Source organism: Betaproteobacteria bacterium (genome assembly GCA_016720065.1).
GTDB lineage: Bacteria > Pseudomonadota > Gammaproteobacteria > Burkholderiales > Rhodocyclaceae > SSSZ01.
Genome location: JADJXY010000002.1, coordinates 632,589 through 649,416 on the forward strand (window position 1 = coordinate 632,589; position 16,828 = coordinate 649,416).

The window sequence follows — 16,828 nt, forward strand, 5'->3', positions numbered from 1 at the left end:
TTTTCGGACTGGGTCAGGCCTTGACCGGAATCTTGCCGATCTTGACCTGCCACTCGTTCGGCCCGGTTTCGTGCACCGAGGTGCCGGCGGAGTCGACGGCCACGGTGACCGGCATGTCCTGCACGTCGAACTCGTAGATGGCTTCCATGCCCAGGTCGGCAAAGCCCACCACCTTGGCCGTCTTGATGGCCTTGGCCACCAGGTAGGCGGCGCCGCCGACGGCCATCAGGTAGGCGGACTTGTTGTCCTTGATCGCCTCGATGGCGACCGGGCCGCGCTCGGACTTGCCAATCATGGAGATGAGGCCGGTCTTCTCCAGCATCATGCGGGTGAATTTGTCCATGCGGGTGGCGGTGGTGGGGCCTGCGGGGCCGACCACTTCGTCGCGCACGGGGTCCACCGGGCCCACGTAGTAGATGACGCGGTTGGTGAAATCCACCGGCAGCTTCTCGCCCTTGGCCAGCATGTCGGCGATGCGCTTGTGGGCGGCATCGCGGCCGGTGAGCATTTTGCCGTTGAGGAGCAGCTTCTGGCCGGGCTTCCAGGCAGCGACTTCGGCCTGGGTCAGGGTGTCGAGATTGACGCGGGTGGCGGACTTCAAGTCCGGCGTCCAGGTGACGGCGGGCCAGTCTTCCAGCTTGGGCACTTCCAGCTTGGCGGGGCCGGAGCCGTCCAGGTGGAAGTGGCAGTGGCGGGTGGCGGCGCAGTTGGGCACCAGGGCCACCGGCAGGTTGGCGGCGTGGCAGGGGTAATCGAGCACCTTGACGTCGAGCACCGTGGTCAGGCCGCCCAGGCCCTGGGCGCCGACGCCCAGGGCATTGACCTTCTCGTACAGTTCCAGGCGCAGCTCCTCGGCGCGGTTCTTGGGGCCGCGGGCCTTCAGTTCATGGATATCCACCGGCGCCATGATGGATTCCTTGGCCAGCAGCATGGCCTTCTCCGGCGTGCCGCCGATGCCGATGCCGATGATGCCCGGCGGGCACCAGCCGGCGCCCATTTCGGGGATCTTGTGCAGCACCCAGTCCACCAGGTCGTCGGAGGGGTTGAGCATGGCGAACTTGGACTTGGCTTCCGAGCCGCCGCCCTTGGCGGCGCAGATCACTTCCACGTGGTCGCCGGGGACGATTTCGAAATGCACCACGGCCGGGGTGTTGTCCTTGGTGTTCTTGCGGGCGCCGGCGGGGTCGGCCAGCACCGAGGCGCGCAGGGGGTTGTCCGGGTTGGCGTAGGCGCGGCGCACGCCTTCGTTGACCATCTCCTGCACGCTCATGGTGGCGTCGTCCCAGGTGACCTTCATGCCCACCTTGAGGAAGACCATGCCGATGCCGGTGTCCTGACAGATGGGGCGGTGGCCCTCGGCGGCCATGCGCGAATTGGTCAGGATCTGGGCGATGGCGTCCTTGGCGGCGGGGGATTCTTCCCGGTCGTAGGCCTCGCCCAGGGCCGTGATGTAGTCGAGGGGGTGGTAGTAGCTGATGTACTGGAAGGCATCGGCGACGGACTGGATCAGGTCTTCCTGGCGAATGGCGGTCATGGCAGGCTTCCGAACTAGTGGGACTGGTGTTGCAGGGTGAGCGTCTGGGTCATGATCTTGTCGGTGAGGGCGATCATGAGGGCGGAAACCAGGAAAAGGGCGTGGATGAGGGCCTGCCAGAGGATGACCCGATCGTCGATCTGGGCGGCGTTGATGAAGGTCTTCAGGAGGTGAATGGAGGAAATGCCGATCAGGGCCGTCGCCAGCTTGACCTTGAGCACCCCCGCATTGACGTGGGAAAGCCATTCCGGCTGATCGGGGTGGCCTTCCAGGTCGAGACGGGAAACGAAGGTTTCGTAGCCCCCGACGATGACCATCACCAGCAGATTGGCGATCATGACGACGTCAATGAGGCCGAGGACGATCAGCATGACCTCGTTTTCTGAGAGACTGCCCGCCTTGCTGACCAAATGGATCAGTTCGTGCATGAACTGATATACGTAGACGCCCTGGGCTGCGATCAATCCGAGGTACAGGGGGGCCTGGAGCCAGCGGCTCCAAAAAATGAACCCTTCGAGTCTGGCGACGATTTTCATGGTTTGCGGAGCTGGGGAAAAGCGGGCATCTTAACACGCGGCCCTTGCCCGCCGGAGTCGCCGGAACGCCCTAATGCTGCGGCGCAGCGTGCTTTCGTAAGCCGGTTGTAAGAAACTGCCCGTCTAATGCCGCGCAGCCCAGAAAAACAGGCGTTCTTGCAGGGGTCCCCGATCACAGCGACGAGCGCAGCATTCCCGCATTGCAGGCCGGGGGGCCTGTAATCCGTTTTCTCGTGTCTTTCTAACGTTTTTTTTTTGGCCTAATTTCGCAGAGGAGAAGCAGATGTCCAATGAATCCGTGCAGGTTTACTACCCGTCCGATGAAATCGTCAAAAACGCGGCGGTTTCCGGGATGGACGCCTACAAGGCGCTGTGCGCGGAGGCCGAGGCCGATTACGAAGGGTTCTGGGCCAAGCGCGCCCGCGAATTCCTCACCTGGAAGCAACCCTTCAACCAGGTGCTCGATCAGTCCAACGCTCCCTTCTACAAGTGGTTTGCCGACGGCAAGCTGAATGCCTCCTACAACTGTCTCGACCGCAACGTCGAGAACGGCCTGGGCGACAAGGTCGCCATCATCTTCGAAGCCGACAGCGGTGAAGTGACCAAGGTCACCTACAAGGAACTGCTGGTCAAGGTCTGCAAGATGGCCAACCTGCTGAAGTCCAAGGGCGTCAAGAAGGGTGACCGCGTCGTCATCTACCTGCCCATGACCATCGAAGGCATCGTCGCCATGCAGGCCTGCGCCCGCATCGGTGCCACCCACTCCATCGTCTTCGGCGGCTTCTCCGCCCAGTCCCTGCGCGATCGCATCAACGATGCCGGCGCCGTCATGCTCATTACCTCCGACGGCCAGTTCCGCGGCGGCAAGGCCATTCCCCTGAAGCCCATCGCCGACGAAGCCTTCACCATGGGCGGCTGCGAATCGGTCAAGAACGTCATCGTCTTCAAGCGCACGGGTGGCGACTGCGCCATGACCGCCGGCCGCGACAGCTGGCTGCACGAGGGTCTGGAAGGCCAGGCCGAAACCTGCGAACCCGAGTGGGTCGAGGCCGATCATCCGCTCTTCCTCCTCTACACCTCCGGTTCCACCGGCAAGCCCAAGGGCGTCGTGCATTGCACCGGCGGCTACCTGCTGCACGCCGTGCTGACCATGAAGTGGACCTTCGACATCAAGCCCAGCGACACCTTCTGGTGTACCGCCGACATCGGCTGGGTCACGGGCCACACCTACATCACCTACGGTCCCCTGGCCTGTGGCGTGACCGAAGTGGTCTTCGAAGGCGTTCCCACTTACCCGGATGCCGGCCGCTTCTGGAAGATGATCCAGGACCACGGCGTCACCGTGTTCTACACCGCTCCGACCGCCATCCGTTCGCTCATCAAGGCCTCCGACGCCAACGCGGCCGTCCATCCCAAGAGCTACAACCTGTCCACCCTGCGCATCCTGGGTTCCGTCGGCGAGCCGATCAACCCGGCGGCCTGGGAGTGGTACTACCAGAACGTCGGCGGCAGCCGCTGCCCCATCGTCGATACCTTCTGGCAGACCGAAACCGGCGGCCACATGATCACCCCGCTGCCGGGCGCCACGCCGCTGGTTCCGGGCTCCTGCACCCTGCCTTTCCCCGGCATCCAGTTCGCCGTGGTGGACGAAACCGGTTCCGAACTGCCTTGGGGCCAGGGCGGCATCCTGGTGTGCAAGAAGCCGTGGCCGTCCATGATCCGCACCATCTGGGGCGATCCGGACCGCTTCGTCAAGTCCTACTACCCCGCCGATTTCCAGGGCAAGCTGTACCTGGCCGGCGACGGCGCCATCCGCGACGCCAACAACGGCTACTTCACCATCACCGGCCGTATCGACGACGTGCTGAACGTTTCCGGTCACCGCATGGGCACCATGGAAATCGAATCCGCCCTGGTGGCCAACCCGCTGGTGGCTGAAGCCGCCGTCGTGGGTCGTCCCGACGACCTGACCGGTGAAGCCATCGTCGCCTTCGTGGTGCTGAAGGGTGCCCGTCCGGCCGACGCCGATGCCGCCAAGAAGATCGCCAAGGAGCTTTCCGACTGGGTGGGCAAGGAAATCGGTCCCATCGCCAAGCCCAAGGACATCCGCTTCGGCGACAACCTGCCCAAGACCCGTTCGGGCAAGATCATGCGTCGTCTGCTGCGTGGTCTGGCCAAGGGTGAGGAACTCACGCAGGACACCTCCACCCTGGAAAACCCGGCCATCCTCGAGCAACTCAAGAACTCGATCTGATGGACCGGGATCCGGGCCGGGGCAACCCGGCCCGGTCCAGGGTTGCAGGAAGCGGACCCGCCCTCTTGCCTGGGTGGGCCGCCAAACAAATAAGGCAGGGAGGAGACATGGTCGCCCACTTGGTGACCGCGAAGGCGGGGAGCGATATCCGCTGGAGAACGGCTGACACGCGGTGCGTGTTGGCCGTTTTTGTTTGGGGGTTACGCTAATGCGGCAAACGTCGACCATCCGTCAGCGGCTGGCGGGGATCGGCCTCGTGGGGCTTCCGCTGCTCAGCTTTCCCCTGGTCTCCTTGCCGGAGGGGGAAATCGCCGGCCTGCCTGCGACCTACTGTTACCTCTTCGGGGTCTGGATCGCCTTGATTGCGCTGGCCGCCTGGGTTTCCGAGAAGCGGGGACGCTGATGCTTTCCGGCTGGCTGGTCAGCGCGGTTGCCGTGGCCTACCTGGGCTTGCTCTTCGCCGTGGCGCGCTTTGGCGATGCCCGGGCCGACGCGGGTCGTTCCATCATCACGGCCAATGTCTATGCCCTGTCCCTGGCTGTCTATTGCACATCCTGGACCTTCTACGGCAGCGTCGGCCGGGCGACTTCCGGCGGGCTTTCCTTCCTGACCATCTACCTCGGTCCGACCCTGGTCCTGCTCTTCGGTACGGTCATCGCCAAGATGATCCGCATCGGCAAGGCCCAACGCATTACCTCCATCGCCGATTTCATCGCCTCGCGCTACGGCAAGAGCCAGTTTCTCGCCGGTCTGGTGACCGTCATCGCCGTTATCGGGGTTATCCCTTATATTGCACTGCAACTAAAAGCCGTGTCGGCGAGCTTCGACATCGTCTTTGCCACCCCCATCGGCAAAGGGGCGACAGGCTGGGCGGACTCCACCCTGGCCATCGCGGCGGTGATGGCCGTCTTCACCATCCTCTTCGGCACGCGCCACCTGGACGCCACGGAGCGCCACGAGGGTATGGTCGCCGCGGTGGCCTTCGAGTCCGTGGTCAAGCTGGTCGCTTTCATGGCCGTGGGGGTCTTCGTGAGCTACAGCCTCTTCGACGGTCTGGGGGACATCTTTCAGCGGGCCGCGGCGTCGCCGGAGCTGGTCAAGCTCCTCACTCTCGACCCGGCACGGGCCGGAAATTGGCTCTCGCTCATCATTCTTTCCGGCCTTGCCATCCTGTTGCTGCCCCGCCAGTTCCAGATCGCCGTCGTGGAGAATGTGGACGAAAGCCATCTGCGGCGGGCGGTCTGGCTCTTTCCGCTCTACCTCCTGCTCATCAATATCTTCGTCCTGCCCCTGGCCCTGGGGGGCATGCTGCATTTTGGCGGCGCCGGGGATGCGGATACCTTCGTCCTGACCCTGCCCCTGTCGCAGGGGGCGACGGGTCTGGCGCTCCTGGCCTTCATCGGCGGCCTCTCGGCGGCCACCGGCATGGTCATCGTCGAAACCATCGCCCTGTCCACCATGGTCTGCAACGACCTCGTCATGCCCTGGCTGCTGCGCTCCGCCTGGTTCGCCCAGCGCGCGCGGCGCGACATGTCGGGCCTTCTTCTGGGGATTCGCCGCTGGGCCATCGCCCTCATCCTGTTTCTGGGTTACGCCTATTTCCGCGCGGCGGGGGAGGCCTATGCCCTGGTGGCCATCGGCCTCATCTCCTTCGCTGCCGTGGCCCAGTTTGCGCCGGCGCTGTTCGGGGGCATGTACTGGAAGGCCGGCAACCGCGCGGGCGCCGTCGCCGGACTGCTGGGGGGGTTTGCCCTGTGGCTGTACACCCTGCTGCTGCCCTCCTTCGCCAAGTCGGGCTGGATCGGCAGGGAATTTCTCGACGCGGGACCGGCCGGCATTGTCGCCCTCAAGCCCCAGGCGCTTTTCGGGCTCACCGGTCTGGACGAGATTTCCCACTGTCTCTTCTGGAGCCTGCTGGTCAACGCCGGACTCTACGTGGCGCTCTCCCTGGCCACCCGGCCGCGGGCCGCCGAGGTGGCCCAGGCCGAGCGCTTCGTCGATGCCCTGGTCCGGGGAGAGGGGGCCACCCGGGCCAGTCTGTGGCGGGGCAGTGCGTCGGCCGGGGAACTGGTGGGGCTGCTCGAGCGATTCCTGGGGCCGGCCCGGGCCCGCCAGCAACTGGGAGCCTATGCCAGGCGGCGGAAAGCGGATGACTGGCGGGCGCTTCCCGCGGATGCCGATTTCGTCCTTTTCGCGGAGACTCAGCTTGCCGGCGCCATCGGGTCGGCCAGCGCACGGGTGATGGTGGCTTCGGTCGTCCAGGAAGAGGAACTGGGCCTCGACGAAGTACTGGGCATCCTGGACGAAGCCACCCAGGTGCGCGCCCACAGCCGCGAACTCGAGGTCAAGTCCAAGGCTCTGGAGGCGGCCACCGCCGAGTTGCGCGAGGCCAACGAGCGCCTGCGCGAACTCGATCGCATGAAGGACGATTTCATCTCCACCGTCACCCATGAACTGCGTACGCCTCTGACCTCGATCCGTGCCCTGTCGGAACTGTTGCTGGACGATCCCTGCATCGAACTCGCCGAGCGCAAGCGATTTTTCGGCATCATGGTCACCGAGGCCGAACGCCTGACCCGCCTCATCAACCAGATTCTCGACATGGCCAAACTGGAGTCGGGGAGGGCCGAGTGGGTCACGGGCGAGGTGGATCTCGCCGAAGTCATCCGGGATTCCCTGGGCTCGGTCGATCAGCTCTTCCGTGGCAAAGGCGTGGCGGTCAGCGTCGATCTGCCGGAGGCGGGGCCGGTCATCCAGGCGGACCGGGACCGTCTGGTCCAGGTCATGATCAATCTGCTGTCCAACGCGGTGAAATTCGTTCCGGTCAGTGGCGGCCAGGTGGCCGTCGCGCTGCGGCAGGGGCCGCAAGAGCTGAGGGTCAGCGTCGAGGATAACGGTCCCGGGCTGCGGCCGGAAGAGCTCGAAGTCATCTTCGAAAAATTCCGCCAGGGAGGCAACACCTTGACCGATAAACCCCAGGGAACGGGGCTGGGCTTGCCCATCAGCCGCCAGATCGTGGAATACTTTGGTGGACGCCTGTGGGCCGAAAGCGAACCCGGGCGCGGCGCGCGCTTCGTCTTTACCCTGCCGCTGCGCGCGCCGGAAAAACAGCAGCATTAGGGAGGAGTGACCATGGCGAAGAAAATCCTGATCGTGGACGATGAACCGAACATCGTCATTTCCCTGGAATTTCTCATGAAAAAGGAAGGCTTCGAGGTCGCCGTGGCCGCCGATGGCGAGGAAGGACTCGCCCGGGTGGCGAATTTCCGCCCCGACCTGGTGCTGCTCGACGTCATGATGCCCAAGAAGTCGGGCTTTGAGGTCTGCGAGGCCATTCGTTCCAACCCGGACAATGCCGGTATCCAGGTAGTCATGCTGACCGCCAAGGGCCGCGATACCGAGGTCGCCAAGGGTCTGGCCCTGGGCGCCGACGCCTACGTGACCAAGCCCTTCTCGACCAAGGAACTGCTGGCCAAGGTCAAGGCCATGCTGGCCGCGTAGGTTTCCCAAGGTCGCCTTCCCAAGGATTCTCCATGCAGGCCAAGGTTCGCTTCATCCTCGCAGCCGTCATCCTGGGGCTCCTGATGACCGGGCCCTTCGTCGTCACCTCCCTGCTGGTCTGGTTGGACATGAAGGAGGCGGAGCGCAGCCTGCTGCTCGAACTGCTGCTTTCCCGCCTGCCCATCGGCACCCTGATGACGGTCTTCGGCTTCGTCGTCGGCATGGCCATGGTGCACAAGCTCTTCCGGCAATACGTCGATGGACTCCTGCGCATGTCGGAAACCCTGCGACTCATGCTGGGGGCCAACCGCAATTTCCGCGTCGCCCTGGAAGGGCCGCCGGAGGTGCAGCATCTCGCCCGCGCCGCCAACGATCTGGCTCAGCAGCGCAACGCACTGCTGGACGACGTCGATGCCCAGATCGCCCGCGCCAAGGCCTCGGTGGAGGAAGAGAAGAACCGGCTGGCCGCCCTCATGTCGGAACTGGCCCAGGCCGTCATCGTGTGCAATCTGGACGGGCGCATCCTGCTCTACAACAACCGCGCCCGCTTGCAGTTCAAAGCCCTTGCCCAGGGGCCCACGTCGGTGAGCGGCGGGGCGCTCATCGGTCTCGGGCGCTCGATCTTTTCCATTCTGGAGAAGAACCAGGTCCATCATGCCCAGGAGGTCATACGCCAGCGCATGTCGGCCGGCAAGGCGGCCCTGGCCAATTTCGTCACCACCACCCGGGGGGGCCAGTTGCTGCGGGTGCAGATGGTCCCGGTCCTGACCGGGGCCGGCGACGCCGCGGCCGCCGCCATGGGCGGCTATGTGCTGACGGTGGAAAACATCACCCGCAGCCTGGAACAGGAGGCCCGCCGTGACCAGGTGCTGCATTCCCTCACCGAGGGCAGCCGGGCGGCCCTCGGCACCCTGCGGGCGGCGGTGACCAATCTCATCGACTACCCCGACATGGAACCCGAACTGCGCGACCGCTTCGTGCGCATCGCCGACGAAGAGGCGGCCCGCATGAGCGAGCGGCTCGACAGCACCATGGCCGAGTTCTCGGATTCGCTCAAGACCCGCTGGCCCCTGGAGGACGTCCTGGGCATCGACATCATCGCCGCCGCCCAGCGGCGCATCGAGGATTTGCTGCAATTGCCGGGCAAGTGCGAAGAAATCGACGACGCCCTGTGGATCAAGGCCGACAGTTTTTCGCTGGTGTTCGCCATCGCCTTCCTGGCCGCGCGCCTGCAGGAACACTACGAGATTCGCGAACTGCGCTTCCGTCTCAGCCACCAGGACCGGCTGGCCTATCTGGACCTCATCTGGAGCGGCCAGGCCATGTCTTCGGAGACCTTTTACACCTGGGAACTGGAAGCCATGCACGTCAGCGGCGAGAACTCGCCCCTCAGCCTGCGCGACGTCATCGACCGCCATGGGGGAGAGGTCTGGTACCAGCGGGAGAAGGCCGCCCATCGGGCCTACTTCCGTTTCGTCCTGCCCCTGGCCATGCCCGAGGCCGCCACGGTGGAACTCGACGACGAAGCCCGGGCGCGGGGCAGGCCCGAGTATTACGACTTCGACCTCTTTCAGTTCCAGAACGCCGCCGGCGTCGATCTGGACCGCAAGCTCAGCGACCTGGTTTATACGGTTTTCGATACCGAAACCACCGGCCTCGAACCGTCCAACGGCGACGAAATCATCCAGATCGGTGCCGTGCGCATCGTGAACAACCGGGTGCTACGCCAGGAGGTGTTCAATCAGCTCGTCGATCCCCAGCGCCTGCTGCGTCCTGAAACCATCCCCATCCATGGCATCACCGACGACATGGTGCGGGGGCAGCCCACCATCGACATCGTCCTGCCCGCCTTCCGGGAATTTTGCGAAGAGACCGTGCTGATCGCCCACAACGCAGCCTTCGACATGCGCTTCTTGCAACTCAAGGAGGCCTCCACCGGGATACGCTTCGACCAGCCCGTCCTCGATACCCTGTTGCTGTCCGCCGTGGCCCACCCCAACCAGGAATCCCACAAGCTCGACGTCATCCTGGAACGTCTGGGCATTTCCATCGAAACGCGCCACAACGCCCTCGACGACTCCCTGGCGACGGCGGAGGTCTTCCTGAAGCTCGTGCCGCTCCTGGCCGAAAAGGGCATCTTCACCTTGCGCCAGGCCCTGGAGGCCTCCCAGAAAACCTTCTATGCCCGCATCAAGTACTGATTCCCCGCGGGACGAAGCCTGGCCCGGTCTGCCCTGCAAGGCGCTTGATGTCCTCGCGCAGCGGTGTGCTGCGGCGGCCAGCACGGAGGATGTCGCCGCGGTCGTCGGCGAGGCGGGGCGTCTGGTGGCCGGGTATGCCGCAAGCGGGTTGGGCGGTCACCTCCTGGCCGGGCTGATTTCCGCGCTCAACGACCGGGCCGTGCGGCGGGTGATCGAGATCACCGTGCCGGAGCACCGCCTGCCTGCGGTTGCCTGGTGCTGGCTCGCCCTGGGCTCCGAGGGGCGTCACGAGCAGACCTTCGTCACCGACCAGGACAACGGGCTCATCTTCAGTGCCGCGGACGACGCCGAGGCGGCCGCCCTGCGGGAACTCTTCCTGCCCTTCGCCCGGGATGTCAATGAACGGCTGGATCGCTGCGGATTCAGTTTCTGCAAGGGGGAGGTCATGGCGGGAAATCCCCGCTGGTGCCTGTCCTTCGACGAATGGCGGCGTTGCTTCATCGACTGGGTGCGGCGTCCCGACCCTCTGGCCCTGATGCACGCCACCATATTTTTCGATCTGCGCCCCCTGTACGGCGACCTTGCCCTGGGGGAAGCCCTGCAGCGCTCGGTCCTGCACCTGACGGCGGATACGCCCGCCTTTCTGCACCTCATGGCGGCCAACGCCCTGCAGGCCCAACCCCCCCTGGGTCTCCTGGGCGACGTGGTCACGGAGGCCGGCGAACATGGCGAGGTCGTCGATCTGAAGAAATACGGCGCCCGGATCTTCGTCGACGCCGCCCGAATCTTCGCCCTGGCCAAGGGGGACGGGGCCGTCGCCACGCGGGACCGTCTTGCCCTGGCCGGGGCTGCCGCCGGAATGACCGAAGAGGAAGTCGCCGCGGGGCGGGATGCCTTGTCGCACCTGCTGCGCCTGCGGCTGGCACGGCAGGCGCAGGCGCTCGCGCGCGGGGAGACACCCCACCACGGTGTCGTCCCGGAGCAGTTGCACGGCGTCGATCGCGCCATCCTGCGCGAATGCCTGCGGGAAGCCAGGCGCGTGCAGCAGCGCCTCAAGCTGAACTATGCCCTTTGAGTTTGCCATTTCCCGGTTTCCCTGCCCCTATACTTTGCCGGCGCAAGGCGAGCGCCGCGCGATCCCCTGACAACCCCGCACCATGACAAGCACCATGCTCGAACACACCCAAGCCCAACTCCAGGAGGCAGGCGCCCGGCGTTTTGCCGGGGCCGCCGCGCTCTTCCTCGCCAAGCACGCCCCCTTCAACCGTATGGCCCGCGCATCGCTGGAGTGGGTCGCCGCGCGGGTCCAGGTCGCCTTCTACCCGGCGGGATCCTGCATCCTCGCGCCGGAGAGCGGCGTCGTGGCCTACTTCCACATCGTCGAATCGGGCAAGGTCCAGGCCCGCCAGACTGGAGAAGTCGCGGTGACCGAGTATTCCGTGCTCACCCTGGGTCCCGGTGAGAGCTTTCCCATCGGCGCCGTGACGGCCCGGCGCCCGTCCACCAACACTTACGTCGCTCTGGAGGACACCTTCTGCTATCGCGTGCCGGCGCAGGATTTTCTGGAGTTGATGACGGCAAGCCCCGAATTCAATCTGTTTTGCACCCAATACATCGCCAGCCTCCTCAATCAATCGCGGCAGCAACTGCAAATCCAGTTTTCCCAGCGCGCCAGCGAGCAGCAGACCCTCAATTCGCCCCTGGCTGCCGTGGGCAGCCGTTCCCCCGTCACCGTCACCCCGGAGGTGTCCTTGCGGGCGGCCCTGGAGACCATGTCCCGCGCCAAGGTCGGGTCACTGGTGGTGGTCGATGGCGGCAAGAAGCCGGTCGGCATCTTTACGCGCACCGATCTGCTCGACCGGGTCGTCCTGGCCGACCTCGCCCAGGACCAGCCCATCGCCCGGGCCATGTCCCCCGATCCCTTCCAGCTCGAAGAGCACGCCACGGCCTACGACGCCATGCTGGCCATGGCCACCCACGGCATTCGGCACGTCCTGGTGGTGGATGGGGAGGGATGCCTGACCGGCGTGGTTTCCGAGCGCGACCTCTTCGCCCTGCAGCGGGTGGGCCTGCGCCAGATCCGCCAGTCCATCGAATCGGCCCGGGGGGTCGAATCCCTGTGCCAGTCGGCCGCCGACGTGCGCCAACTGGCGTTCAACATGCTGGCCCAGGGCATAGGCGCCGAACAGCTCACCCAGTTCATCTCCGCCCTGAACGACGCGCTGACCCGGCGCATCATCGAACTCAACCTGGAACGCCACGATTTTGCCGGGATAGCCTGGTGCTGGCTGGCCTTCGGGTCGGAGGGCCGGGACGAGCAGACCTTCAGCACCGATCAGGATAACGGCATCGTCTACAGCTGCGACGACTTCCACGACCGGGAGGAGCTCAAGCTGCGCTTCCTGGCCTTTGCGCGGGAGGTCAACGCGGACCTGGATCGCTGCGGTTTCCCCCTCTGCAAGGGCAACATCATGGCGAGCAATCCCCAGTGGTGCCTCTCCCTGGGGGAGTGGAAGGACCAGTTCTCGCGCTGGATTCGCGAGCCCCAGCCCGAGGCGCTGCTCAATGCCACGATCTTCTTCGATTTCCGGGGCCTGTACGGCGAGGCCGTTCTGGCCGAACAGCTTCGCCGCCACCTCCTTGCCCTGACCACGTCCAATGCGCTCTTCCTGCGCGCCATGGCTCACAACGCCCTCGACGTCGGTCCGCCGCTGGGCACCTTCCGGGATTTCGTCACCGATCAGGACGCCGATCACCCCGGATGCATCGATCTGAAAAAATACGGTATCCGACTCTTCGTCGATGCCGGGCGCATTTACGCCCTGGCCACCGGGGTGCGCAACACCAATACAGTGCAGCGCCTGCGGCTTGCCGCCCAGCGCCTCAACGTCAAGCCGGAGGAGGTGGAGGCGACGGTGGAGGCCCTGCACTTCATCCAGTTGCTGCGTCTGCGCCACCAGCACCTGGAAGGCGAGCCCGGGCGCCAGGGCGACAATCACGTCAACCCCGAGCAGTTGAACGAACTGGACCGGCGTATCCTGAAGGAGTCCTTCCGCCAGGCGCGCAAGCTGCAAAACCGTCTGAAACTCGATTACCAGGTGGGGTAGAGCCCATGCATCACCCTGACTTGCCTGGGCCTGGCGTCCAATCCCCCAGCCCCCCGCCCGCCGGGCGGCAGAAACGCGCCGCCCGGGATGCGGAGCATCCATTCGTTTGAAGCATGTTCGATCTCAAGAAAATTCTCTTTCGGGGCGATAGCGCTCCCCTTGACCTCGACGCGGAGCTGCGGGCGTTTGTCGAAACCTGGCGGGGGGCCCCGGTCCCCGACCTGGAAGAAGTCCACTACCACTGCCGCTACGTCGTCGTCGATACGGTGACGGCCGGTTCGCCGGACGCGCGCGATACCCTGCTGGGCCTTGCCGCCGTCGGCGTGGTGCGCGGGGGCCTCGTGCTTCCCGACGACGTGCTGGCCCTGGATTTCACCGCCGAGCGCCCCCCCGGCGAGGTCGAGCGGTGCCTGGCAGCCTTTCTGGGTTTCGTCGGTCATGGTCCCCTCGTCGTGTTCGGGGCATCCCCCACCCAGACCTTGGTGCAGGGCCTCCTGCGCGAGCGCCTGGGCGTCGAATTCTTGCCCCTGTGGATCGATCTTGCGCTGCTTCTGCCGCAATACTGCGGGGCGCCCCCCGGGGGCGCGGCGCGCCGGGAGGACTGGTTGCGCAGCCTGGGTATCGATGCTCCGCCAGGGCGTGACGCGGTGGCCAACGCCCTGGGGCTGGCCCGTTTGCTCCAGGTGCTGCTGCCCCGGGCGACGGAACAGGGGGCCGACACGCCCCGCCGCCTCGCGGCGACGGGACGACGCTTCTTCCGGCCGGGAGGTTGAACGCCATGGCCCGCGGTTTTTCCCGCCTGTACCGCTACTACGGCATCTATACCGTGGGCTTCGTGCTCTTCGTGGCCCTCCTGTCCTTCCTGGAAGCGCAGGGCATGCCCGCGCGCTGGATCGGCTACGCCTTCCTCCTCTTTACCATCGTCACCTACGCGGTGATCGGCGTCTTCAGCCGTACCGCCGACGTGGCCGAATACTACGTCGCCGGGCGGCGGGTTCCCGCCATGCTCAACGGCATGGCCACCGGGGCCGACTGGATGAGCGCCGCCTCCTTCATCGGCATGGCCGGCAGCCTGTATCTTTCCGGTTTTCAGGGGCTGGCTTTCGTCGTCGGCTGGACCGGGGGCTTCGTTCTGGTCGCCCTCTACCTGGCGCCCTATTTACGGCGTTTCGGCGAATACACCATTCCGGATTTTCTTGGGGCGCGCTACGGGGGGATCGCCGTTCGCCTCCTGGCGGTGGCGGCGGCCATCCTCGCCTCCTTCGTCTATGTCGTCGCCCAGATCTACGGCGTGGGCGTCATCACCAGCCGTTTCGTCAATCTGCAATTCGAGATCGGTGTCTTCGTCGGTCTGGCCGGCATTCTGGTCTGCTCCTTTCTGGGCGGGATGCGCGCCGTCACCTGGACCCAGGTGGCCCAGTACGTCGTGGTCATCGTGGCCTATATCACCCCGGTGGCTTTGCTGGCCTACAAGGTCACCGGTATTCCCTTGCCTCAGGTGGTCTATGGTCAGGTGCTGCAAAAGGTGGGAATCCTGGAAGGGCAGATCTTCCAATTGCCGGCCGAAGTCGAGGCGCGCCAGCTCTTTCGTGAGCGGGCCGAGGGCTACGCGCAGAAAATCGCCCGCCTGCCCGATTCGCTCAGCGAGGAACGCCTGGCCCTGACCGAACGCATTGCCGAGTTGAAGGCCAGCGATGCCTCCATGCGCGACATCGTCCAGGCCGAGAAGCAGCGCCGGGATCTTCCCCAGACCGAGGAACAGGCGCGTCTGCGCTGGGAGGCCGCCATGGCGGCGGCGGAAGAAAGGGCGCGGCCCCCCATCCACCATGCCGAAGCCTTTCCCGAGGTGGCCGGCGGCCCGTCGGCCGCCGTGCAGAAGATCAACTTCCTGGCCCTCGTGTTCTGTCTCACCATCGGCACCGCCGCCTTGCCCCACGTGCTGATGCGCTACTACACCACGCCGTCGGTACGCGACGCGCGGGTTTCCGTCTTCTGGTCCATCGTGTTCATTTCTCTCCTCTACATGACGGCGCCCGCCTACGCGGTCCTGGCCAAATACGAGGTGCTGTCGCAACTGGCGGAAATTCCCATCGCCCGCCTGCCGGGTTGGGTCGCCGCATGGACCAAGGTGGGCCTGGTGGCTTTCGAGGACATCAATCGCGACGGCATCCTGCAACTCGCTGAACTGTCCTTCAACCCCGACGTGATCGTTCTGGCCACCCCGGAAATTGCGGGCATGCCCTTCGTGGTTTCGGGTCTGGTCGCCGCCGGAGGCCTGGCGGCGGCCCTCTCCACCGCCGACGGCCTGCTGCTCACCATCACCAGCGCCCTCTCCCACGATCTGTACTACCGCATATTCCGCCCCCGGGCCTCGACCCAGTTCCGCCTGGTCATCTCCAAGTCCCTGCTCCTGGTCGTGGCCGTCCTGGCTGCTTCGGTGGCGGCCCAGAAGCCGGGCACCATTCTTTATATGGTGGCCTGGGCCTTTTCCATCGCCGGTTCGGCCTTTTTCCCGGCCCTCGTCCTGGGGGTCTTCTGGAAGCGGGCCAACCGGGAAGGCGCCATCGCGGGGATGGGTGTGGGATTGTTCGTGTCCCTCTACTACATCCTGCGCGTCGAGGCGGCTCGTTTCCCGGCGCTGCCCCTGGGCGAGCCGATGGCCCCGTGGTTCGACATCCAGTCCATTTCCGCGGGGGTCTTCGGCGTGCCCCTCGGCTTCCTCGCCATGGTGACGGTCAGTCTCCTGACCCGTCCGCCTTCCCAGGAAACCCAGGATTTCGTGACCAGCGTGCGCTACCCCCATGCGGAGGGTGAGGCGGGGGAGCGGGAGCCTCGGCCATGAAGAGAATCGGGAACCGGCAAGACGAATACTGGCGGCGCAACGTGGGCCTGACCCTCGCCTTGCTGTTGCTCTGGCTCCTGGTCACCTTCGTTGCCCCCTTTTACGCCCGGGAACTCAACACCATGAGTTTTCTGGGATTTCCGCTGGGTTTCTACATGGCGGCCCAGGGGGCTGTCCTGGTGGATATCGTCATCATCGGGGTCTACGCCTGGCGCATGAACCGCCTTGACGACCAGTACGGGCGGGAGCGCGATGACTAGCCGGCCCGTAAGCCGGCCGTAAGTTTGTCGGGAAATATTTTTGCATCCGGGCCGGGGGCTGCGCGTGTTTAGAGCCTATAAACCGCCGTCCCACGGGCGTTTTTGCCAGACTTGCGGCGGAACGACTGATCCATTCGACCCTTGCGACAAGACGCCCGCTGTAAGCCTGGTGTCAGCTTCCTTAAGCTAAGCTTAAGCCCGCTACCCTCAGTCAATTAAAAATGGGGGAGCTTCCATGGCCCCGGGCGCCGCTTGAGCGGCCGAGGGGATTGGCCTCGGGTCCGGCAGTCCACGGGGCCGTGACGATTGACACCGAAGGAGGGTGCACCATGCAGTTATCCGAGAAACATCGGGAGTACTGGCACCGCAATCTCAAGATCACCGGACTCTTGCTGGGGATCTGGTTTGTGGTGACCTACGTGGCCGCGTTTTTCGCGCGGGATCTCAACGCCATCACCATTCTTGGCTTTCCCCTCGGCTTCTATATGGGAGCCCAGGGTTCCTTGATCATTTATGTGGCGATCATCTGGTATTACGCGCGCTACATGAACGACCTCGACAAGGAGTACGGCGTGCACGAGGGGGATGACTGA

13 protein-coding genes are annotated in these 16,828 nt (G+C 65.0%); 11 read left to right on the forward strand and 2 right to left on the reverse strand.

The features are described from left to right. Nucleotides 1–13: 13 nt before the first annotated feature. Nucleotides 14–1,534: a fumarate hydratase gene (locus IPM73_06150; GenBank protein MBK8917634.1), complete on the reverse strand. Its 1,521-nt coding sequence runs from the start codon at nt 1,532–1,534 to the stop codon at nt 14–16. Between the two features lie 14 nt (nt 1,535–1,548). Beyond that, on the reverse strand, nt 1,549–2,070 hold the full coding sequence (locus tag IPM73_06155) for a TIGR00645 family protein (protein MBK8917635.1): 522 nt from the start codon (nt 2,068–2,070) through the stop codon (nt 1,549–1,551). Between the two features lie 283 nt (nt 2,071–2,353). On the opposite strand from IPM73_06155, the gene acs reads away from it, so the two are divergent. From acs to IPM73_06210, 11 genes are all read left to right on the forward strand, one after another. After that, nucleotides 2,354–4,324, forward strand: a complete 1,971-nt coding sequence (acs, locus tag IPM73_06160) for an acetate--CoA ligase (protein MBK8917636.1) — start codon at nt 2,354–2,356, stop codon at nt 4,322–4,324. A 208-nt stretch (nt 4,325–4,532) separates the two neighbouring features. Beyond that, complete coding sequence (locus IPM73_06165; GenBank protein MBK8917637.1) at nt 4,533–4,727, forward strand: hypothetical protein; 195 nt, start codon at nt 4,533–4,535, stop codon at nt 4,725–4,727. Continuing rightward, nucleotides 4,727–7,444: a histidine kinase gene (locus IPM73_06170; protein ID MBK8917638.1), complete on the forward strand. Its 2,718-nt coding sequence runs from the start codon at nt 4,727–4,729 to the stop codon at nt 7,442–7,444. Before IPM73_06165 ends, IPM73_06170 begins: the two co-directional genes overlap by 1 nt. A 12-nt stretch (nt 7,445–7,456) precedes the next feature. After that, nucleotides 7,457–7,825 (forward strand): response regulator, encoded by a 369-nt coding sequence (locus IPM73_06175; protein MBK8917639.1) that lies wholly within the window; start codon nt 7,457–7,459, stop codon nt 7,823–7,825. 32 nt (nt 7,826–7,857) lie between these two features. Beyond that, complete coding sequence (locus IPM73_06180; protein MBK8917640.1) at nt 7,858–10,026, forward strand: 3'-5' exoribonuclease; 2,169 nt, start codon at nt 7,858–7,860, stop codon at nt 10,024–10,026. Beyond that, complete coding sequence (locus tag IPM73_06185; protein ID MBK8917641.1) at nt 10,007–11,101, forward strand: hypothetical protein; 1,095 nt, start codon at nt 10,007–10,009, stop codon at nt 11,099–11,101. Before IPM73_06180 ends, IPM73_06185 begins: the two co-directional genes overlap by 20 nt. Nucleotides 11,102–11,195: 94 nt before the next feature. Beyond that, nucleotides 11,196–13,133 (forward strand): CBS domain-containing protein, encoded by a 1,938-nt coding sequence (locus tag IPM73_06190; protein ID MBK8917642.1) that lies wholly within the window; start codon nt 11,196–11,198, stop codon nt 13,131–13,133. A 113-nt stretch (nt 13,134–13,246) separates the two neighbouring features. Then, complete coding sequence (locus tag IPM73_06195; GenBank protein ID MBK8917643.1) at nt 13,247–13,906, forward strand: hypothetical protein; 660 nt, start codon at nt 13,247–13,249, stop codon at nt 13,904–13,906. 5 nt (nt 13,907–13,911) lie between these two features. Then, nucleotides 13,912–15,975, forward strand: coding sequence for a cation acetate symporter (locus IPM73_06200; GenBank protein ID MBK8917644.1), 2,064 nt, complete (start codon nt 13,912–13,914; stop codon nt 15,973–15,975). Continuing rightward, nucleotides 15,972–16,235, forward strand: coding sequence for a DUF4212 domain-containing protein (locus tag IPM73_06205; protein ID MBK8917645.1), 264 nt, complete (start codon nt 15,972–15,974; stop codon nt 16,233–16,235). The genes IPM73_06200 and IPM73_06205 overlap by 4 nt, the downstream gene beginning before the upstream one ends. A 329-nt stretch (nt 16,236–16,564) precedes the next feature. Next, on the forward strand, nt 16,565–16,828 hold the full coding sequence (locus IPM73_06210) for a DUF4212 domain-containing protein (GenBank protein ID MBK8917646.1): 264 nt from the start codon (nt 16,565–16,567) through the stop codon (nt 16,826–16,828).